The sequence below is a fragment of the Kitasatospora sp. NPDC058444 genome (genome assembly GCF_042721415.1).
In the GTDB taxonomy this organism is placed as follows: domain Bacteria; phylum Actinomycetota; class Actinomycetes; order Streptomycetales; family Streptomycetaceae; genus Kitasatospora.
Window position 1 is genome coordinate 43,902 of sequence record NZ_JBHXLL010000023.1, and the last position, 19,577, is coordinate 63,478.

General features: G+C 75.6%; 16 protein-coding genes. 1 reads left to right on the plus strand and 15 read right to left on the minus strand.

The genetic code is table 11. The features are described from left to right. Positions 1–3 precede the first annotated feature (3 nt). From ACFWP2_RS23505 to ACFWP2_RS23575, 15 genes are all read right to left on the minus strand, one after another. Positions 4–567, minus strand: coding sequence for a phage tail protein I (locus tag ACFWP2_RS23505; protein ID WP_380454480.1), 564 nt, complete (start codon positions 565–567; stop codon positions 4–6). After that, complete coding sequence (locus tag ACFWP2_RS23510; RefSeq protein WP_380454482.1) at positions 564–2,525, minus strand: putative baseplate assembly protein; 1,962 nt, start codon at positions 2,523–2,525, stop codon at positions 564–566. The genes ACFWP2_RS23505 and ACFWP2_RS23510 overlap by 4 nt, the downstream gene beginning before the upstream one ends. Beyond that, a complete protein-coding gene (locus ACFWP2_RS23515; RefSeq protein ID WP_380454484.1) occupies positions 2,525–2,962 on the minus strand; it encodes a GPW/gp25 family protein in 438 nt (145 codons plus the stop codon). Before ACFWP2_RS23515 ends, ACFWP2_RS23510 begins: the two co-directional genes overlap by 1 nt. Positions 2,963–2,964: 2 nt before the next feature. Then, the gene (locus ACFWP2_RS23520) at positions 2,965–3,276 is read right to left on the minus strand and encodes a PAAR domain-containing protein (RefSeq protein WP_380454486.1); all 312 of its coding nucleotides are present in this window, start codon (positions 3,274–3,276) and stop codon (positions 2,965–2,967) included. A 95-nt stretch (positions 3,277–3,371) separates the two neighbouring features. Further along, complete coding sequence (locus ACFWP2_RS23525; RefSeq protein ID WP_380454488.1) at positions 3,372–5,150, minus strand: VgrG-related protein; 1,779 nt, start codon at positions 5,148–5,150, stop codon at positions 3,372–3,374. Continuing rightward, positions 5,147–5,893, minus strand: coding sequence for a LysM peptidoglycan-binding domain-containing protein (locus tag ACFWP2_RS23530; protein ID WP_380454490.1), 747 nt, complete (start codon positions 5,891–5,893; stop codon positions 5,147–5,149). Before ACFWP2_RS23530 ends, ACFWP2_RS23525 begins: the two co-directional genes overlap by 4 nt. Positions 5,894–5,962: 69 nt before the next feature. Beyond that, on the minus strand, positions 5,963–6,388 hold the full coding sequence (locus tag ACFWP2_RS23535) for a phage tail protein (RefSeq protein ID WP_359830489.1): 426 nt from the start codon (positions 6,386–6,388) through the stop codon (positions 5,963–5,965). 141 nt (positions 6,389–6,529) lie between these two features. After that, on the minus strand, positions 6,530–7,072 hold the full coding sequence (locus ACFWP2_RS23540; protein ID WP_380454493.1) for a hypothetical protein: 543 nt from the start codon (positions 7,070–7,072) through the stop codon (positions 6,530–6,532). 2,939 nt (positions 7,073–10,011) lie between these two features. Next, the gene (locus ACFWP2_RS23545) at positions 10,012–10,170 is read right to left on the minus strand and encodes a DUF6760 family protein (RefSeq protein WP_181970396.1); all 159 of its coding nucleotides are present in this window, start codon (positions 10,168–10,170) and stop codon (positions 10,012–10,014) included. Continuing rightward, complete coding sequence (locus ACFWP2_RS23550; protein ID WP_380454495.1) at positions 10,167–10,649, minus strand: hypothetical protein; 483 nt, start codon at positions 10,647–10,649, stop codon at positions 10,167–10,169. Before ACFWP2_RS23550 ends, ACFWP2_RS23545 begins: the two co-directional genes overlap by 4 nt. Further along, entirely contained in the window at positions 10,646–11,086 is a 441-nt protein-coding gene (locus ACFWP2_RS23555; protein WP_030290301.1) for a phage tail protein, read from the minus strand. Before ACFWP2_RS23555 ends, ACFWP2_RS23550 begins: the two co-directional genes overlap by 4 nt. A gap of 68 nt (positions 11,087–11,154) precedes the next feature. Continuing rightward, positions 11,155–12,687 carry a phage tail sheath family protein gene (locus tag ACFWP2_RS23560; protein WP_380454498.1) on the minus strand — a complete coding sequence of 511 codons (1,533 nt, stop codon included), beginning with the start codon at positions 12,685–12,687 and terminating at the stop codon, positions 11,155–11,157. 178 nt (positions 12,688–12,865) lie between these two features. Continuing rightward, positions 12,866–14,959: an ATP-binding protein gene (locus ACFWP2_RS23565; RefSeq protein WP_380454500.1), complete on the minus strand. Its 2,094-nt coding sequence runs from the start codon at positions 14,957–14,959 to the stop codon at positions 12,866–12,868. Beyond that, positions 14,956–15,684, minus strand: a complete 729-nt coding sequence (locus tag ACFWP2_RS23570; RefSeq protein ID WP_380454502.1) for a DUF4255 domain-containing protein — start codon at positions 15,682–15,684, stop codon at positions 14,956–14,958. The genes ACFWP2_RS23565 and ACFWP2_RS23570 overlap by 4 nt, the downstream gene beginning before the upstream one ends. Beyond that, a complete protein-coding gene (locus ACFWP2_RS23575; RefSeq protein ID WP_380454504.1) occupies positions 15,681–18,962 on the minus strand; it encodes a hypothetical protein in 3,282 nt (1,093 codons plus the stop codon). Before ACFWP2_RS23575 ends, ACFWP2_RS23570 begins: the two co-directional genes overlap by 4 nt. Positions 18,963–19,105: 143 nt before the next feature. Here ACFWP2_RS23575 and ACFWP2_RS23580 point away from each other — a divergent pair, with 143 nt between their 5' ends. Next, on the plus strand, positions 19,106–19,546 hold the full coding sequence (locus ACFWP2_RS23580) for an NADAR family protein (RefSeq protein ID WP_380454506.1): 441 nt from the start codon (positions 19,106–19,108) through the stop codon (positions 19,544–19,546). Positions 19,547–19,577: the final 31 nt, after the last annotated feature.

Below are 19,577 nucleotides of genomic sequence, written 5' to 3' on the forward strand. Positions count from 1 at the left end.
CCGTCAGTCCTCCGTTCGCCCGGGTGGGCCGGGCAGGATCTCCACCCGGCAGGTCAGATGGACCGGGCAGCCCGCCCGGACGACGGACCGCACCTGCTCCTCGTCCGGTGCCGGTCCGCTCAGTGGCCAGACCCGGACCAGGACGTCGCCGCTCGGCGCCGGCGGCAGCGCGGCCCGCGGGTCGGTGGACCAGGAGGCGCCGCCGCCGTCCACGATCTCGGCTCCGGCGCCGAGAACCAGCCGCAGCCGTTCGGTGAGGCCGCGGCGGGTGCCGCGCCAGCGGTGCAGCTCCACGGCGCGCTCGACCACCGCGCGGCGCACCTCCACCGGCCAGGCCGGGTCCACGTCCACGGCGACCCAGGAGGCCAGCCAGTCGAGGAAGTCGGCGGGTGCGAGGCCGGGCCGGAAGTAGGCGGGCAGGTTGTCCAGGGTCGCGAAGACCGGGGCGAGGACGGTGTCCAGGCCGGCCGTGAACCGCTGGGCGAAGTCGTCGTCGGCGAACAGCGCGGGCAGCAGTTCACCGATCGGGTGCGGGCTGGGCAGGCCGGGGACGGCGGCTCGGGTCATGACGGCCCGTCCTCGGCGACCGCGGTGACCACGACCTGGTGCTGGTGGGAGAAGACCAGGGCGTCCGGCGGGACCTCGACCCGCTCGGTGGGCGCGCCCCGGCGTCCGGTGATCGGGTCGGCCGGGAACAGCCGGACCTCCTCGACGCCCGAGACGGCGGCCACCCGCTGGAGCACCGCGAACACCTCGCCGTACTGCACCGCCCGGCCGAACGGCCAGCCCTCGCCGTCGGCGCCGCCGCGCAGCGGATTGAGGTACCGGTACAGCGCGGCGAGCACCTCCTCGCGGACCCGGTCGGGGTCGGCGGAGCGGGTGGTGAGGCGGGCGACCACCGTCACGCCCTGGTAGGCGGGCGGCTGTACCACCAGCCGGGTGCCGATCAGCCGGCGCTCGTCGAGGGCGCCCGCGACGGCGGCCAGCAGCTGTTCGTCGGGGATCAGCTGCTCGAAGCGCAGCCGGTCGCCCTCGTCGGCGACGGCTTCGGGGACCACCAGCACCCGCACCGCCCCCGGCTCCGCACCGCCGGCGGGCACGCAGCTGATCCGGGCGGCGGACGGCGCGGCCTGCCGGGCGATCAGCTCGAAGTCCCCGGCGGTGACGGCGCGTTCCTGTAGGCGCAGCTGGTGCGGGGCGCGGGCCTTGGCGTTCTCCACGGTCTCGCCGTCGACCCCGCCCCGCGCCGCCTCCCGGTTGTCGACCCGGGCGATGTACGGGACGGAGCTGCGCAGCACCGTGACGGTGCCGCGGGCGACGTTGCCCGCGATCCCGCCGCCGGTGCGGTAGTGCGGGACGCGCAGCCGGGCGCCCTTGGGCGGCACGGCGCCGAAGTGGCGCAGGCCGCCGTCCGGCTCCCTGACCGCGGGCGGGAAGAGGAACTCGCCGTTGGTCGCGTCCAGCACCACGTGCCGGTCGGCGGGCGAGGACTCGCCGAAGTGCTCGACGACCGTCCAGCGTTCCCAGCCCTCGCCGGCCGTGACCTCGACCACCGGGGGCTCGCCGTCGAGCAGCACCGGCGGCCGGGCCAGCCGGAAGCGCTGGCCCGCGACGCCCTCCGAGGCGCCGAGCGGCGCGTCGGTGACGGTCTGCGCGTGGACGGCGGTGGCGGTGCCGCCGACCGTGAACACCTCGGCCCTGCGGACGGTGGGGGACTCGGAGTAGAACGGCTGGCCCGGCTGCGGCTCGGTGACCCGACAGCGCAGCCAGCCGGCCCGTCGCCCGGCGACCACCGAGGCGGTGTGCCCGGCGGGCACGAAGACGACCACCTCGCCGGGCCGGTTGAGGCCGCCGGTGGTGTCGCTGCCCGTCTCGCAGGCGATCCAGCGCGCGCCGTCCCAGACCTCCCAGGCCAGCGGGGGCTGGCGCGGGTCGACGCCGACGCCCTCCACCCGGCTGTCCAGCCGGACGATCAGGATGCAGCGCGGCACCACGGCGGGCAGCGCGAAGAGCATGGCGTCCCCGGGCGCCGGGCGCGGCTGGAAGCAGGGCACGTCCGCGCCGTCGGCCAGCCGGGCCGTGCCGTCGGACTGCTCGCCGGAGGCGGAGACGGTCACCAGCCGCTCCAGCGAACTGGGCACGATCGGCAGGTCCTCGGCGGTGGAGAAGACCACCGCGTCGTCGGTCTCGGTGCGCAGCGTGGAGACCTCGGTGCCGGCCCGCAGCAGGACCGTCTCGGGCTGCGGCGCGGAGAGCCAGAAGTCGACCTCGGCCCGGGCCGCGGCGGGCGGGAAGAGCCGGATGCCGAGCAGGTCGAGGAAGGCGGCGTAGTTCTTCTCCGGCACCCGGTTCAGCCGGTAGAGCAGCTGGTCCACCAGGTAGGCGAAGGTCTCGATCAGGGTGACGCCCGGGTCGGAGACGTTGTGGTCGGTCCACTCCGGGGCGCGCTGCTGGACGTAGCGCTTGGCCTCGTCGACGAGTTGCTGGAAGCGGCGGTCGTCCAGGTTCGGGGAGGGCAGGGCCATCAGCGCACACCCCCGGCGACCGTGTCGAGGGAGTCCGCGCCCGGGTGCTCCGGGATGGTGTAGAAGGGGAAGACCAGGTTGCGGCGGTCGTTGGTGGCCCGCACGGTGTAGTGGACGTCGATGTAGAGCGTGCCCTCCTCGGCGCTGTCGAAGGCGATCACCACGTCGTCGACCTCGATCCGCGGCTCCCAGCGCTCCAGCGCGATGCGCACCTCGCGGGCGATCCGCCCGGCGGTGGTGCTGTCACCCGGGGCGAAGACGTACTCGTGGATGCCGCAGCCGAACTCGGGACGCATCGGCCGCTCTCCCGGGGCGGTGCCGAGGATCAGGCGGATCGCCTCCGCGAGCTCCCGGTCCCGCTCCACCATGGCGATGCCGCCGGTGGCGTTCACCCGCAGCGGGAACGCCCAGCCGCGGCCTATGAAACTGCCGCTCATGCTCAACCCCCGATCAGCACGTTGAAGGCGCCGGCGGTGATGGTGGCGCCGCAGGTGGTCTTGTCGCCCATGCGGGCCGCGGGCAGGCCGCCGATCAGCACCACGCCCCTGGTCACCGCTCCCGGGGAGGGCAGCACCAGGTTGCCGGGGCCGAGGGCCAGGTGCGGGGGGACGACGCAGGCGTGGACGCTGCCGACCACGGCGGCGGGGCGGCCGCCGATCAGTACGGTCGCCACCTTGAGGGCGCCCGGCGGCGGGGTGGTGAGGGCGCCGCCGTGGTCGGTGAGGTCGCCGGTCCGGGCTGCGGGGGGCATGTGCGGTCTCCGTTTCCTGCGGTGCCCGCCGGTGACGGGCACTCGTCGTACTGTCATTGCTTCTTGACGTTCCGTCAATTGCCTTCGGACCGTCGTCAGTTGATCCGGACGAAGGCTCCCTTGAGCACCGCCTCGGCGCCGCCGTCCACGGTGACGGAGGTCGTGCCCCGGACGGTGACCGAGCCTCCGCGCACGTTCACCGCGCCGGTGCCCGCGTCCAGGGTGATGCCGGAGGAGGAGAGCCGCACCGTGCTGCCGGCCCCGCCGCCGAGGCCGTGGACGGTCAGCACGATCTCGCCGCGCTGCTGGTCCAGGCTGACCTCCAGTTTTCCGTCGCCGCTCGCCAGCCGGACGCCGGACTTGCCGCCCGGCACGTCCAGCAGTTCCATCCGGTGGCCCGAACGGGACACCACCGAGCGGCGGTTGACCTTGCCGGAGGCCCCGTCGACCAACGGCACGTCGTGCGGGGAGGGCCGGTCCACGCCGTTGTAGAGCCCGCCCAGCACGTACGGGCTGTCCAGGTCGCCCTGCTCGAAGCCGACCAGCACCTCGTCGTTGACCTCGGGGGTGACCACGCCGCCGCCACCGGCGCCGCCCCACTGCACGGTGCGCACCCAGTCGGAGACGTAGGTGTCGTCCAGCCAGGGGAACTTGAGCTTCACCCAGCCGCGCTGCCCGCCGCCCGGTTCCCGGACGTCGGTGACCACGGCAACGGCCAGGCCGGGCATCCGCGGCCCGCGGGGCGGCGCGTTGCCGCCGCTGGTCAGCCCGGCCAGCGAGCGGTCGGGGGCGGCGCTGACCACCACGGTGGTCCGGTAGCCGCGGAACGGTTCGAGCAGGTGGCGCACCCCGGTGGCGGTGTAGCGGCCGGAGAAGGCGGCGCCGACGTTGCCCAGCGCGACCGCGGTGCCGGCCCGCAGCCGCGGGTTGCCCTCGGCGACCACCTCCAGTTCGCCGAAGCCGGCCGCCACCGAGGCGGCCAGCGACCGGGCCACCGAGGCGGTCTCCGCCTGGGTGCGGTACGGGGTGTCGGCGACGGTCAGCCTGGTCCGGCCGGGGAAGGCGGAGGCCACCACCGAGGGGCTCATCCCCGGCTGCACCGTCCGGGAGGTGACCGCCGGCTCGGTGGCGACCAGGGCGCTCTTGGTGGTGACGTTCCAGCCGCGCGCCTCGACCGTGTCCGCTCCTCCCGCACCGGTCAGCACGCCGCGCAGCTCCAGCAGGTTGCGGCCGTACTCCAGCACCAGCGGGTTCTGCGGCGCGGGGGTGGAGGGGGCCGGCGCGCCGGAGGCGGGGTCGGGCCGGACGAACTCCAGCCTGCCGTCGTCGTCCACCCGCACCTGGGCGCCGCTCTCCTGCGCCAGGAACTGGAGGAACTCCCAGTCCGGGACGTTCGCCTGGGAGAGCTGCTGGTGGACGACCGGGAAGGAGTCGACCTTCCCGCAGGTCAGGCCCGCGCCCGAGGCGACCTGGCGGACGATGTCGGCGGTCGTCATGTTCCGGAAGGCCTTCACCCGGCGCCCGCGCATCAGCCGGTGGGTGACCGCCGAGGCCCGCACCACGGTGTACGAGCCGGTGGTGTCCACCTCCAGCTCCAGCGCCGTCACCTCGCCGGTGAACAGCCGCGCCCGGGTGTTGCCCTGCACGGTGACCACGGAGACCTTCAGCGGGGTCCCGATGGTGATGCCGGTGGCGGAGAGGAAGGTGTGGTCGGCGTCCCGGAAGGACAGCACCGCGGTGTCGGGCAGGCCGACGCTCTCCTCGATGTCGCAGGAGACCAGCTGGGTCGCCCAGATCGGCGGCAGCGGGCCGGGCGCCTCGACGACGGGATCGGCGGCGAAGGAGCGGCCGCCGCGGGCCTCGGGAGTGGTCATGGCCGTCCGCCCTGGGTCTGGGTGTGGCTGTGGCTCTGGGTGAGTTCCTCGATGCCCGGCACGATCAGCTCCGCACCGGGGACCAGCGTCAGCGGATCGTCGATGTCGTTGGCCTCCGCGATGGTGCGCCAGGCGGTGGCGTCCCCATACGCGCGCCAGGCGAGCATCGGCAGGCTGTCGCCGGCGATCACCCGGTGGGTGCTGCGGGCCTCCGGCGAGCCGGAGGTCGGGTTCTGGCCGGCCGGGTCGACGCTGGCCTCGTCGATGGTCAGGGAGCAGACCGCCCGCAGCGGTTTCCCGTCGACGTCGAAGAGCGAGTAGGTGACCGAGAGGCCGGTCAGCACCCCGTTGAACGAGGTGGTCTTCAGAGTGCCCCAGTCCAGCCGGATCCACGGGCTGGCCGGCGTCTTGCGCGCCAGGCTGGCCGGGGTGGGCACGCACGCCGTCATCAGCTGTTCCACCGCCCGCTCCACCGAGTTGTCGTGGGTCGCGGTGGAGTCCAGGAACACGTCGAGGGAGAGCGAACGCGGACCGCTGCCGACGAACTCGGGCAGCGCGGACTCGCCCGCCATCCGGGACGGGGTGCGCCGCCACTCGGTGGTCTTGCTCAGCACCAGCGTCGCCGGGTTGAACTGGAGCCGCAGCTGCGCGAGCGTGCCGCCGGGCTGGGCGCCGACCGTGGACGGTGGCTCCATGATGGTCAGTTGGGCCCGGGTGACGCTGGCGGGGACCGCTGGGGACATCCTGGTGCTCCTTCCGTGGGTCGGGCTGTCGGGCGAGGGGGGCGGAGGTGGGCCGGGCGTGCGGTGGGATCAGGACGGGCGCAGGCCCGCGTGGGCGATCTCCAGGGTCTCCATCGCCGCCTGGGAGTTGGCGGGGTCGAAGGACGGCCCCTCCCAGCGCACCGGGACGATTCCGAGTACCTGCCAGCCGACGATCCGGCTCAGGTCGGGACGCAGCGCCACGATCTCGCCGTCCTTCGGCTCGACCTTGCGGACGATCTCGGACAGCCAGCGGGCGATCTTGGTGGTGTCGGCGGTGACCGCGCGGGTCAGCGTGATGTTCGACCAGGTGATGCGGCCCGGCAGCTGCCACGCGAAGCCGTTGTTGCCGCCCTCCGCGTACTGCTCGATCTCGACCTGGGCGCCGAGACCGGAGCAGGTGGTGAACTCGCCCAGGTCGTTGCCGCCGATGGTCAGGCTGAAGAACACACTGGACGCGAAGATGTTGTCGGTCATCGCTTCTGCTCCCTGCTTCCGGTCACGTCGCTGCTTCGGCCCGCTGTCGGCCGTCCGCCTGGTCCACGCTCTGGTCCGTGTTGTCGCCCGCGTTGTCGCCTGCGGTTCGGTCCACGGTCCGGTCCGCGGTCCGGCCCGGGCTCAGCGGCGCATGTCGTACGGTTTGCCGCTGCGCTCCCGGCCCCTGCGCAACTCGGTGCGCAGCAGCCGGCCGACCGGTTCGACCAGGCGCCGGGCCAGTTCGTCGAGGTCGGCGGGGTCGGCGCGCCGCTCGGCGCCCGGTGCGGCGGGGGGCTTGCCCGGGGTGCCGGCGGCGGACGGGGCCCCCGGCGTGGCGGGTCGGGCCGGCGTGGCGAGCTGCACGGTGGTGGGTGTGCGCGCGGGCACGGCGGTCAGGGGAACCCCGGTCAGGCCCGTCTGCTCGGCCACCCGCTGCAACAGCCGCGCCGTGGCGGGCGAGGTCGGTGCGGGCGGGGCAGGCGAGGCGGGCGGGGCGTTGGTGGTGTGCCCTGCGGGCAGGGCCCGGGAGACGACGAGCGCGGGCGACGGTGCGAGTGCGGTGGCGGGCTGTGGGCCCGGTGGCCGGCTCGTGCCCGCCGGGGCCGCGACGGCGGACGGCTGCACCGGGGACGGCTGCGGGAGCCGGGACGTGGCCGGCAGGCGCTGGATCGGCGCGGCCGTCACGGGCCCGAGCCGGACGACCGGCGGGCGCGGGGTGGCCGTCGTGGCGAACGGCGAACCGAGGGCACGGGAGGCACCGGGGGCGTCGGGGTTCGGATACCCACCGGACGTCGGCCTGGCGGAACGCTGTACGGCCGGGTGGCCCGCGCTCGTGGCGCCGGGCTGCGGCAGCGCCGGAGCGCCCGCGGTCAGGACCGCCGCACGGGATGGACGGGGCAGGACGCGGGCCGCGTCCGCCGGTGCGGGCGCGACCGGGGCGGTGCCAGGTGCCGGCGGACCCGCGGGCGCTGACGGGTGACCGGCCGCCGTCCGGGCCCCCGGCCGTTCCGGCGGCCGTCGGGAGAACGCGCGCTGCACGGCGGCCATGACGCCGCCGCGCGGCGCGGCCGGGCCGGGGACTCGCACCGAACCCGGCTGCGAGGCCGACCCTCTGGCCGCTGCGCCGCCGGCCCCGGCGCCCGGCGAGCGCCGCGCCTGTGACCGCGAGTGCTGCGGAGCGGCGGCGGCCGGTGCGGCCGGCGCTTCGCTGTCCGGAGAGGACGCGAGCGCGGCGGGCCAGACGGCCCGGACCACGGGTGCGGGTGGCGTCGGCGCCGATCCGGCGGCGGCGGCGGGCGCGAACGGTGCCGGCGCCGCGGCGAGGGCGACCGTCATCCGGCGGTCCCCGAGCAACCCGCGCCTCTGTCCGATGAGTTGAACGGCTCGCTGCACGCCCAGGCCGCCGGAGGACCGGCGCGCGGGAACCGTCACGGGAACCACCGGGCGGCTGCTTGCCGCGGGTGGGGCGCCCACGGGTCGCGTCCCGGGATCGGTCGGCTGCGCGCCGGAGGCAGCCGTCGTCCCCCGGGGGGTCTTGGGCACCGCCGCACCCGGATGCGCACCGTGGCCACCGGCGGTCGGGGTGGCCGGGAGGGTCGGAGCGGTCGAGGTGGCCGGGACGGCCGGGTCTGCCGACCGCCCGTCACCACCGTTGCGGAACGGGGACGTCGCCTCCGCCGGGCCGTCGCCGGGGCGCGGGGTGGCGCGCTGCACGGGCAGCCCCTCACCCGCCGTCGGCGCGCTGACGGCAGGCGCGGCGTCGCCCGCAGCCGGGGCGGTGATCCGCTGGACCGGTCGGCGCCCGCCGAGCAGCGGCGCAGCACCTCCCGGCACGGACGCCGTCGGCGGCAGCGCGTCGAGCGGCGCGCCCAGGCCCCCGCGCGTACGGGCAGGGGCAGAGACCGGGGCCGGGACCGGGTCCGGCTGAACCGGAACGGCGCGATCGGGCGACGGAGCCGGCGATGCGGGCATGGCGGTGGCGGCCCCGGACGGAGTGCGCTGAACGGCCACGCCCTCGACCGAGCCACTCCGGCCGCCACGTGCGGGATCGGGCCGGCCCGGCACGACGCTCTCGGGTGCCGGCGCCTGCGGTGCGGGCGAGGAGGCGGCGGGTGCGGACGCTGTGCGCTGCACGGGCACGCCCTCGGCGGACCCGCTCCGCCGCTCAGGGGCCGGCTCGGACTGGACCGGCACGGCGCGCTCGGGGGTCGGCGACGAGGACGGCGTGCGCTGGACGGGTGCGCCACCGGTGGAGCCACGCTCGGGCCGGGACGGCGCGGGGCCGGCGGACTCCCCGGCCGTACGGATGCGTCGGGCCGAGCCGGCCGTGCCACGGCTCCCGTCCGCGGACGGACGTACATCGTCGCGCCCGCCCGCCTCGGGACGGTCGGACCCGGCCCCGGCGTCGGCGGGGACGACGGGCATGGCCGTGGGTGCCGAGGCGGCGCCAGGAGCCCGGGAACCGTCGGTGGCCAGAGGTGTGGCGCCGGCGGGCAGCGCGGTCAACGGCGCGCCGAGAACCGGGCGGGCGGGTGCGGCGGCACCGGTCGCGGCGGAACGCTGGACCACGCCTTCGGTGCGCCCGTTCCGCGGGGGCGCGGGGGCGCCGGCCGGGCCTGGCGCCGTCGTCCGTTCGGCGGCTTCGCCGCTCGTGGACGGGCGGCGCACGCCGCCCTTGACGGGTTCTCCCGTCACCGCTGCGGACGGCGGCGCGTCCACGCTCCGACTCTCCGGCTCGGTCACCGCCTCCGGCCTGCCGACCGGCCCCGGGACGACCGCCACGGGCCGCGCGGGCAGCGACCTCGGGCGCCGCGCCACGACCAGCGGGGCTCCGACGGAACGCGGCCGTACCGGACGGTCCGCCCGCACCGCCGCGTCCTTCGGGCGCGAGGAGGCGGTGACCGCCTCGGACGTCGCCGCGACGGGAGCCGGCCCGCCCGGCGCTTCCGCGCCGGGCGTCGCGGCGGCGCTCGTCGGTGAACTCTCCCTCTCCACAACGGACTTCGGTCCAGGCATGGAAACACCGGGCGTCGTCGTCGCAGCGGGCCTCGGCACGCCGCCGCCGGCGCCCTCCCCCGCCGCTCGGCGCCCGGCGCCGCCCGCGCGTGCCGGTCGCGGTCCGGACCGCACCGGAAGCCGCCGCAGCCGGACGGACCGCTGGACCGGACGGTCCTGCGAGGCCGCGCCCGACTGCCCGCCCTCCGGCGGCTCTTCGGCCCCGGCATCCCGAGGGACGACCGGTACCACGAGCTCGTCCCCGCCCGTGCGGACGGGGGCCGGCGAGCCCGGCGCCGCCACGGCCCGCAGGATGCCGACCGGGGCGGTCGGCAGCACCGCGTGGCCGAGCGGGCCGCAGAGCGAGGGGTCCTGCCAGGCGGTGAGCCGGGACCGGAACCTCAGGCCGTCGCTGACGCCGTGGCCCGGCCCGGCCAGGGTCGGAACCAGCGGCGCGACCGCGCGCCAGCCCCCGTCCCCGGCCGCCGGGCGCCGCCGAGCGGCCGCGCCCGGGCCACCGGCGCCGCCGGAAGCAGTACGGTCGGAGGCGGCGCCGGAAGCGGCACCACCGCCGCCCCCGGCCTCGCCGCCGCTGCGGCGGCCGATCCAGTCCCGGAGCCCCATTCGGCTCACCCGCCTTCGCTGATGCGGGTGTTGAGCCGCGCGATCTCCCTGACCCACTGCCCGCGTTCGCGGTGGGTCAGGTCGAGGATGTCCTCCCGCTGCCAGTGGAAGTGGTACGCGATGTACGCGATCTCCTCGTACAGCCGAGCAGGCGCGTACGTCACGATTCCCCCAGGCGCCCACCGGCGAGGTCGACCTCGAAGGCGCCGTCGCAGTGCGGGCAGGTCACCGCGGCGCGCGTGTGGCCTTCGCTGTTGATCCGCTGGTAGAGGTCCTGGAGGAAGGCCACGTCGGTGGCGTACATCCGCTCGACGACCCCGGCGTGCACGTCGGTGATGTCGCCCAGCCTGGTGATCACGTGGCTGAGCAGCACCACGCTGAGGTACGCCGGGTTCTCCTTGACCCGCAGGTCGATCTGCGGCATCAGCTCGTCGCGGGCGGTGGCCAGGCGCATGGCACCGTGCCGGTGCACGGTGCCCTCGTCGTCCACGTAGCCGAGCGGCAGCTCGAACTCGAACTCGGTGTGCGGCGCCCGCCCCCGGGGCTGCGCCGCCGCTGCCGCCGGGGCCTGCTGCTGCGGCGCGGTGTTCTGCGGGGCCGGAGCCCGTTCCAGCAGCTCATCCAGCCCGATCTTCCGCCTCACTCGACCGAGATCTCCTCGAACACGATGGTCACGGTCTCGGTCGCGGCGCTGGACTCGCCGGCGCTGAGGGTGGGGCCCTCCCAGCGGCTCGCCCAGGCGTTGGTCAGCTGGATGCGCCGCAGGGTGGCACCGGTGGTGTCCTTGACCTCGATGGTGAGGTTCTGCCGCGCGGTGTTGATCGCCCCGTTGTTGAGGGTCTCCTTGATCCAGTCCGTGAACGCGCCGCTCTTGTCCAGGCCGCGGGTGATGGTCACCTCGCCGGGCAGCCGGGCGCCGGGCTGCTTGCGGACGATCAGTTTGCCCTCTTGGGTCACCTGCTTGTACTCGACGACGTCCTGTTCGACCGTCAGGTTGCTGATCTCCTTGACGGACTCGACGTTGTAGCCGCCGAGTTGGACGCCGAAGATATGTGTGGAGAGCGGATCGCCTTCAGCCATGGGTTTGTGTCACCTTCCGATGCGAGGGGTGCCGAGGGGTGCCGAGGGGGTGGTGCCGACCGGGCCTGTCACTCGTTGACGAGGCTCGTGCTGTCGGAGAACTGGGACAGCCGGAACACCACGAACTCCGCGGGCTTCACCGGGGAGACGCCGATCTCGCAGATCACCTGGCCGAGGTCGATGGACTCCGGCGGGTTGTTGTCGCGGTCGCACTTGACGTAGAAGGCCTCGGCCGCGGTCTGCCCGAACAGGGCCCCGCGCCGCCACTCCTCGGTGAGGAACGCGGTGATGTTCCGGCGGATGCTGGACCACAGCCGGTCGTCGTTGGGTTCGAAGACCACCCACTGGGTCCCCAGGAGGATGGACTCCTCCAGGTAGTTGAAGAGCCGGCGCACGTTCAGGTAGCGCCACGCGGGGTCGGAGGAGAGGGTGCGCGCGCCCCAGATCCGGATGCCGCGTCCGGGGAACGCCCGCACGCAGTTGACGCCGATCGGGTTCAGCAGGTCCTGCTCGCCCTTGCTCAGGCGCAGCTCCAGGTCCACCGCGCCGCGGATGACCTCGTTGGCGGGCGCCTTGTGCACGCCGCGCTCGGCGTCGCTGCGCGCCCAGACCCCGGCGACGTGCCCGCTCGGCGGGACCAGCACGTTGCGGCCGCTCGCCGGGTCGAACACCTTGATCCACGGGTAGTAGAGCGCGGCGTAGCGGGAGTCGAAGCCCGCCTCGTCGTTGCGCCAGGTGCGCATCCGCTGGGCGTTGAGCCCGGGCGGCGGGTCCAGCACGGCGATCCGGTCGCCCATCTGCTCGCAGTGCGACATCACCGCGAGCTGGACGGTGCGCAGGCCCTCGTCGTCGATGTCGCCGCCCTCGTAGGCGCTCATCAGGTCGGGCACCGCGACCATGGTGATCTCGTCGATCGCCTCCAGGCCGCCGAAGCCGGTCCGGGCGGCGGCGTCGCCGACGTACTCGGCGGGGTCGAGCCGGCCGGCCGGGACGGCGGCCGGCGCGGGCGCGGCGGCCAGCGCGTGGGTGCGGCGCTCGGGGCGGCTCGGCGCGGTGCCGGGCTGTTCGGCGACGGCCACCAGCTTCGACTCGCGCAGCTGGGTGACGACGTAGCCCTTGGTGCTCTTGCGGGTGGAGACGTCGTACGTCTCGGCGACCTCGGCGCCCCGGCGCACCAGCAGCCGGAAGCGGTCCTCGGGGACGTTCTCCCCCTCGAGGTCGGCGACCTCGACGGAGACCTCGGCGCCCGCGCCCGGCAGGGCGGAGAAGAGGAACCCGGCGATCTCGACGGGCGGGGCCGCGGTGACGGCGGGGGCCGCGCCGGGCGTGCGCCGGGCCGGGTCGCCGACCCGCACCACGTAGGCGGAGCCGCCGCCGTTGGCGAAGAAGCCGTACACCGAGTGCGCCAGGTAGGTGCCCTCGGTGAAGCCGCCGAACCGCTGGACGTACTGGTCCCAGTTGGTCACCAGTGTGGGCTCGTGGAAGGGCCCGGTCTCGGCGAAGCCGACGAAGGCGGCGACGGCCGTGCCGACGCCCTCGATCGGCCGGGCACCGGACTGGACCTCCTCCACGTACACGCCCGGGGTGAGGTACGACGGCATACGCGCTCCTTCGGCTGGCCAATCAATTTCGCCGGTCATTCGCCCCCGAGTCTGCTGCCCGGACGCCACCCGGAAACATGTCCGCAGGTCCCGGACCGGGGGCAGGAACCGCTGCCCCCGGCGGACACCGCTGTACGTCCCCTCAGACGCCCCGGGTGCCCCGAGTGCCCCGGGGCGGTCAGCCGTGCCCGGTGTCCCCGAGGACGCCCAGCCACGGCCCGAACTCGCTCGCCAGCACCAGCCGGCCGAGCTTGCGGTACTCCCCGACCACCGCGGAGACCAGCTGCGCCATGCCCAGCGGGGCGCTCGTCCCGGCGGCCAGGTAGGCCGCGGAGACGGCGCAGGCCCGGATGGAGCCGCCGGTGAGCTCGAAGTTCCGGGCGCAGAAGTCCAGGTCCAGGTCGTCGCCGCGGGGCACCAGCGGTCCGAGGCAGCGGTCCCACAGCAGGCGCCGCTGGGCCTCGTCCGGCAGCGGGAACTCGGCGATGACGTCCAGCCGCCGGGTGAACGCCTCGTCGAGGTTGGCCCGCAGATTGGACGTCAGCACGGCGATCCCGTCGAAGGACTCCATCCGCTGGAGCAGGTAGGCCGTCTCCACGTTGGCGTGGCGGTCCCGGGAGTCCTTGACCTCCGAGCGCTTGCCGAACAGCGCGTCCGCCTCGTCGAACAGCAGGACGCCGTTCACCTGCGCGGCCTCGGTGAAGATCCGTTCCAGGTTCTTCTCGGTCTCGCCGATGTACTTGTCCACCACGGTGGAGAGGTCCACCACGTACAGCTCCATGCCGAGTTCGGCGGCGACCACCTCGGCCGACATCGTCTTGCCGGTGCCGGACTCCCCGGCGAACAGGGCGATCACGCCGTTGCCCCGGCCGCCGCCCGGGCGCATCCGCCAGTGTCCGAGCACCTGGTCGCGGTGCCGGGCGCGCAGCACGAGTTCGCGCAGCCGGCCCGCGGTGGGGGCGGGCAGGACGAGGTCGGACCAGCCGACCGCGGGCTCGATCCGGCGGGCGAGCCTGGCCAGGCCGGCGGCGTTCTGCGCCCGTACCGCCGTGCGCAGGTCCTCGGCGCGCACCGGGCGCCGCTCGGCGGCCGCCGTCCGGGCCGCGACCGAGGCGGCACGGGCCAGTTGCTCCTGGTCCAGCCGGTAGGCGGCCACCGCCTCGGTCAGCTCCTCGCCCAGCTCCGCGCTCGGGTCCGCGCTCGGGTCCGAACCCAGCGCGTGCGCCCACTGCTCGGCCCGGCCGCGCGCGTCCGGCGGCGGGACGGTGAGCACCACGGGGCTCTGCGCCGCCCAGGCCGGGTCCCAGACCTGCGGGCCGTGCACGACCAGCGGGACGCCGGCGAGCTGCGCACACAGCTCGCGCACCAGGGCGGCCCGCTCGGGCCGTTCGGGTTCGAGCCGGTCCAGCGGTCCGAGCACCACGCCGCCCCCGCCCAGCCGCGCCTCTCGGGCGAGCACCCGTACGGTGGCCTCCGGCGGGCGGGCGGCGAGGGCGGCGGCGTCGACCACCAGGGGTGGCGGGCCGTCGGCCGCGAGGGCGGCCACCGCGAGCGGGCCGGCGTGTCCGCCCCGGTCGAGCAGGTGCACCAGGCCGCCGTCCGCGGCCAGCGCCCGCAGCTGTTCGAGGGGCTGGTGGGGGCGGGGGCCGGGCCCGGCGCGGTGGGCCAGTCCGGCGAGGGTGCCGTCCGGCTCGTCGTCGCCGAGCAGATGGGCCGTCACCCGGTCCGGCACGCGCAGGGTGCGGGAGAGCAGCGGGCGGTCCGGTTCGGTGATCTCCAGCAGGCCGCCGGCGATCAGCGGGGCCCGGACGGAGAACCGGAAGCGGCCGGCGCCGGCCCCGGACAGTCCGCACAGCTCGAGGGCCAGCCCGATGGTCGCCCGGCGGCGGGTCAGGTCGTCGTTGAGGTAGCCGTAGAGCTGTTCGAAGCGGGCGTCGAGGTCGGGGGCGAGGGCCACCAGCAGCAGGTCGAGGTCCACCGGGAGCAGTCCGAAGGCGGCGCTGAGCCGTCCGAGCCGGGAGCCGGGCGGCGGCGCGGGGCCGTCGCCGGGGTCCGCGGCGCCCCGGTGCGCGGTGGCGGAGGCCGCCAGGATGCGCTCCACCGCCTCCGGGCCGAGGTACTGGCCGCGGTACGGGTCGTCCGGGTCCGGGTCGTCGGCCCGGCGTTCGCGCACCGCGGCGCGGACCCGCCGTTCGACCCGGTGCAGCCGCTCCCAGAGGTGGTCGGGGGCGGGCGGGGAACCGTTCACCTTCTGCTCCAGGTCGAGGCTCATCGCGCCCTGCCCCGGGGGCGGCGGCCGGGCGGCAGCCCGCGTTCCCGGGGCGCGGCGAAGCCGTCCGGCCCCGGGTCCCCGGTGCCCTGGTAGCGCAGCCGGCGGCCCGGGCCGTCGGCGGGCGCCGGGCCCTCGGCGGGCGGCGAGTCTGCCGGGGTGCTCTGGTCGGCGTGCAGCACCAGCCCCTCGGTGACCGGCGGCCCCGCCGCAGTGCGCCCGCCGGGCAGCGGGGCGAGCACCCGGAGGTCGACCGAGGGCCGCAGTTCCCCGCCGAGCGAGGACCAGACGTCGGACACCGACGGCAGGCCGCTGTCACGCCCGGCGATGTCCACCGCGACGGTCAGTCCCAGCTCGGCGAGCGAACCGGTGAGCAGCCGGGCGGGCAGCGCGTCGGTGGCGGTCAGACACTGCAGCACCTCGGCCAGCAGCCGGTGTTCGTCCTGCGGCCGGTTGGTCCAGGCGGTGACCAGGTAGGCCAGCTCGAACCAGCGCGGCGCGGGTCGGTGGCCGGTCACCAGGCCGTCCGCGTCGTACTCCGCGACGGTGCCGGCCTGGCGGCGGCCGGTGTCCTCGCGGAGCCCGTACAGGAAGACGCTGACCGTGGGCGCGTTGCGCCGGGCCGCGAAGTCCCGGGTGGGCGCGTCGAAGACCACCTCGATCCCGCGTTCGGGCAGACCGGTCTCGGCGAGCAGCTGCCGCAGCGCCTCGTCGACCTCGTGGATCACCGCCGCTCCACCTCCCCGGGCGGGCCGATGCTGCCCTCGACCACCAGGAAGGGGCAGGTCACCGGGGAGAATCCGGGGCCCTCGGCGGTGATGGTGCGCGGTCCGGTCTCGTCCTTGGGGAGGATGAGCAGCTGGCCGGCGAAGGTCCCGTCGCCCTTCGGGCGGGTGGGCGCGGCCGCTGCGGTGATGCCGGGCTTCCAGGTGAAGGTCACCGGCGTGCCGGGCGGGAAGTCCACGCCGCGCACCGAGGTCACGAAGCCGGGCTTGCCGATCGGCGGCACCGCGACGATGCGGGGCTGGAGGATGCGCAGCGGGGTGCTCGCCCGGTGCGGCCCGGGGGTGGCGTCGGTGCCGGTGGTGGTCAGCTCGGTGGTGAGGGTGGTGTCCAGCGCCGCCACGGGCGAGAGCACCACCCGGACCACTTTGGTGCGGCCCGGGGCCAGGTCGCCGACCGCGCAGGTGCCGTTGCGGCAGCCGGGGGGCAGCGCCTCGGTGGGCACTCCGGCGGGCAGGCCGAGGGTCAGGCGCAGTCCGGTGGCGAGGGCCTGGCCGGTGTTGCGCACCGTGTAGCTGACGGTCACGTGGCCGCCGACGTAGCCGGGGTTCGGCTGGGCGTCGACCGCGACCTCCGGGCCGGCCTGCGGCGGCGGGGCGGGGGCCGGGGGCGGGGGCGGTACGGGGCTTGAGGTGGGCGTGGCGGTCGGGCTGGGCGTGGACGTCGGGCTCGACGTCGGGGTCGGCGTCGGGGTCGGGCTCGGCGAGGCGGTCGGCGACGGGGTGGCGGTCGGCGTGGGGGTGGGCGGCTCCAGCACCGGCAGGAAGGTCCGGGCGGAGTCGTCGTCGGGGTTCGGGTCGACCACCGCGCCGGTGACGCTCCAGCCGAAGTCCGGGAGTCCGGGCCGGGTGCCGATCAGGGTGGCCTTGATCCGGATCACCGCGCGCGGTGCCAGGGTGCCGAGTTCGCAGCGCAGGGCGGCCGCGTCGCACGATCCGGTCGGGGTGGTCAGCTTTCCGAGCCGGGCGCCGGTCGGCACCGAGACGGTGAGGGCGGTGCCGGGTGAGGGCGCGGGGCCCTTGTTGGTGACGGTGACGGTGACTTCGGTGCTGCCGTCGACGGGGACGGCCGGGGTCCGCTCGGGCACGCTGACCGCCAGGTCGACGGACTGCTGCACGGCGGGCTCCTTCTGACGGCCGGGCAGCCGCCAGTCGAGTTCGGTGAGCTTGGCGCTCGCGAAGTCGTAGACCTTGAGACCCTCCGGCGAGCTGGGCGGAGCAACCCGGCGGGAGGTCATCAGCAGTTGCGCGCTGTCGGCCGTCCAGGCGACGTCGCGGGGCTGGAAGGGCCCGGTGGTGGGTCGGTCGGGCAGCGGCCGGGTGCAGGCGCCGGCGCCGAGCCCGGCGGGCACGATCACCGTGCAGTCGGCGCCGGTGGGCGTGGTGACCACCACGCCGTCCTGCTGGTTGTTCCCGCCGTCGCCGGCCTTGCGGTTGAAGGCGATCCGGCGGCCGTCGGGGGCGAACGCGGGGCTGTCGTCGATGACGTTGCAGTTGCCCGGGCAGGCCGTCCGGCTCAGGTCGGTCTGCCGGGTGAGGTCGTCCGCCGGGACCGTCCAGACGTGCAGGTTGCCGGCGTTCTCGTTGACCACGGCGGTGCGGGAGAAGGCGATCAGCTTGCCGTCGGGGGACCAGAAGGGCTGGCCGTCGGAGGCGCCCCGCTGGCCGGCCGGCGGCTGGACGGTGCCGACGATCCGACCGGTGGACACCTCGGCGATCAGGACCCGCCCGGGCCGGGCCGGCTGGTCGCCGGTGGCCGGGGAGCTCCGGCTGAACACGATCAGCCGGCCGTCCGGGGAGATCGACGGGTCGGTGTCCCGGTCGTTCGGGCCGCGTCCGGCGAGGTTCATCGGCTGCGGGTCGGCGCCGTCGGCGTCGGCGATCCAGATCCGCTGGATCCGGCCGGCGGGGCCGTCCTCGTAGCGGGTCACCACGATCTGCCGGCCGTCGGGCGTGTAGGTCTGGCGCTCGAACCAGGGGTCGAAGCCGGGGCGGGGGTGGAACAGCGGGTCGGTGCCGGGGTCGGTACTGGTGGTGCTGTCGGCGGCCGGGTCCTCCCGGAGCACGCTGATGCCGAGGTCGCGCGGGTCGCCGCCGTCGGGGCGCATGTCCTCCACGTTCGCGACGTTGGAGCCGGAGGCGCTGGTCTGCTCGACGACGGCACCGCCGCCCTCCTGCGGGCCCAGCCAGGTCGGTGCGGCGACCAACCGGTCCGCGCGGTAGAGCAGTCGGGGCGCTTCGCAGTTGCAGGTCAGCGCGTGGTAGAGGTTCACCACCGGCGGCCGGGACGGGTCGGGCTGCGGGCTCGGGTTCGCGGGGTCGAGCAGGTCGGCGCTGAGGAACACCACCCCCTTGCCGTCGGCCGTCCAGGCGGCGGAGCCGGTCTTCCAGGTGGAGCCGGTGCCGGGGAAGAACGCCTTGTCGCCGCCGGTGGGCGAGGTGAGCATCAGGGTCCTGCCCTGGTCGCGCTGGTCCCAGGTGTAGACGATCTCGTTGCGGTGGGCGTCGTCGTTCACCGGGTTCCAGGTCGGGTCGACCGCGTCCCCGGTGGTCACGTTGGTGACCTTGACGGGCGCGCCGCCCTCGAACGGCCGCAGGTAGATCTGACGGTGCTCCGGTTCGCCGTCGCAGGAGTACGCGATCCACTTGCCGTCGGGCGAGACCGTCGGGTGGGTCTCGTCGGCGGCGCCGTCGGTGATCCGGCGCAGTCCGCTGCCGTCCCGGTTGACGGCCCACAGGACGTGCTGGGTGCCGCCGTCCCCGCCGCGGGCCTCCAGGGCCTCGAAGACGACGCCCTTGCCGTCCGGTGCCAGTGCGGGGTGGGCGGTGTCCATGCCGGTGGTGAGCCGGTGCACCGCGCCGGCCGCGTCGCGCAGGTACACCTGGGGCAGCGGGCCGTCGCGCAGGCTGGTGAAGACCAGTTCGTCGCCGCGGGCCGAGGGGTCGCGGTCGAAGTGGATCGGGCCGGGCCCGAACAGCGGGGTGCTGGACTCCGTGCCGGTGACCTTGCCGAGGCCGCGGTGGTTGGTGCCGGCGAAGACGATCCGCCCGGCCGCGGGGTCGACGGCGGCCACCGGGGCCGCGGCGGCGCCCTGCCCACCGGGCGCGGCACCGGTCAGGGTCGCCAGGGCCGCGGCGAGCGCGAGCAGCACCGCGGCGGCGGCCCGGGCCGGCCGCCGGACGGAGCGGGGGGTGGCGGTGGCGCCGATCACGCTCGACCTCACAGGTTGCAGGGGCGGTCTGCCCGCAGTCTCCCCGCCGCAGGCGTGCCGCGGGAGAGCCCGGGCACCCTCGGCGGGGGAAACAACCGGTGTCCCCGAAGGGCAGGCCTCGGTGGCCGGGAGCGGCCGGAACCGTCCGGTCGACGTTGGCCCGGGGGCCGGACCGGACGAAGAAAACCACGGTCACCGACTACCCCGCCCCGATCACCGTGGGCGAGGTCGGCTACCCCTCCGTCGCCCACGCCTACTGGGCCCTGTCGGTCACCCGGCCCGAGGTCCGAGCCGAGATCGCGACGGCGGAAACCTCCTACGCGGCACGCGAGTTCGTGGCCAAGGCACCGCGCCGCGACGGCTGGGAACACGCCCGGACCGCCGTCATGACCACCCTGCTGCGCGCCACGTACGACCAGCACCCCGAACTGGTCGGGATCCTGCTGGCGACGGACGACGCCACCGTGATCTACGACGACACGGACTCGGACTTCTGGGGCGACAACGCCGGCCGGGGCCGCAACTGGACGGGCCGTCTCCTCGAACTCGTCCGCTCCGAACTGCACGCGCGGCGAGCCCGGATCCCAGGACTGTAGCCGGGCCGGGCGCGTGGGAAGTCGGCCGGGC

Bases quoted from the DNA above. Each gene is read 5' to 3' on its own strand.
- ACFWP2_RS23560 (WP_380454498.1), bottom strand. From the start codon at position 12,687: ATGCCGTCGTACCTCACCCCGGGCGTGTACGTGGAGGAGGTCCAGTCC.
- ACFWP2_RS23505 (WP_380454480.1), bottom strand. From the start codon at position 567: ATGACCCGAGCCGCCGTCCCCGGCCTGCCCAGCCCGCACCCGATCGGT.
- ACFWP2_RS23555 (WP_030290301.1), bottom strand. From the start codon at position 11,086: ATGGCTGAAGGCGATCCGCTCTCCACACATATCTTCGGCGTCCAACTC.
- ACFWP2_RS23515 (WP_380454484.1), bottom strand. From the start codon at position 2,962: ATGAGCGGCAGTTTCATAGGCCGCGGCTGGGCGTTCCCGCTGCGGGTG.
- ACFWP2_RS23510 (WP_380454482.1), bottom strand. From the start codon at position 2,525: ATGGCCCTGCCCTCCCCGAACCTGGACGACCGCCGCTTCCAGCAACTC.
- ACFWP2_RS23525 (WP_380454488.1), bottom strand. From the start codon at position 5,150: ATGACCACTCCCGAGGCCCGCGGCGGCCGCTCCTTCGCCGCCGATCCC.
- ACFWP2_RS23530 (WP_380454490.1), bottom strand. From the start codon at position 5,893: ATGTCCCCAGCGGTCCCCGCCAGCGTCACCCGGGCCCAACTGACCATC.
- ACFWP2_RS23520 (WP_380454486.1), bottom strand. From the start codon at position 3,276: ATGCCCCCCGCAGCCCGGACCGGCGACCTCACCGACCACGGCGGCGCC.
- ACFWP2_RS23535 (WP_359830489.1), bottom strand. From the start codon at position 6,388: ATGACCGACAACATCTTCGCGTCCAGTGTGTTCTTCAGCCTGACCATC.
- ACFWP2_RS23565 (WP_380454500.1), bottom strand. From the start codon at position 14,959: ATGAGCCTCGACCTGGAGCAGAAGGTGAACGGTTCCCCGCCCGCCCCC.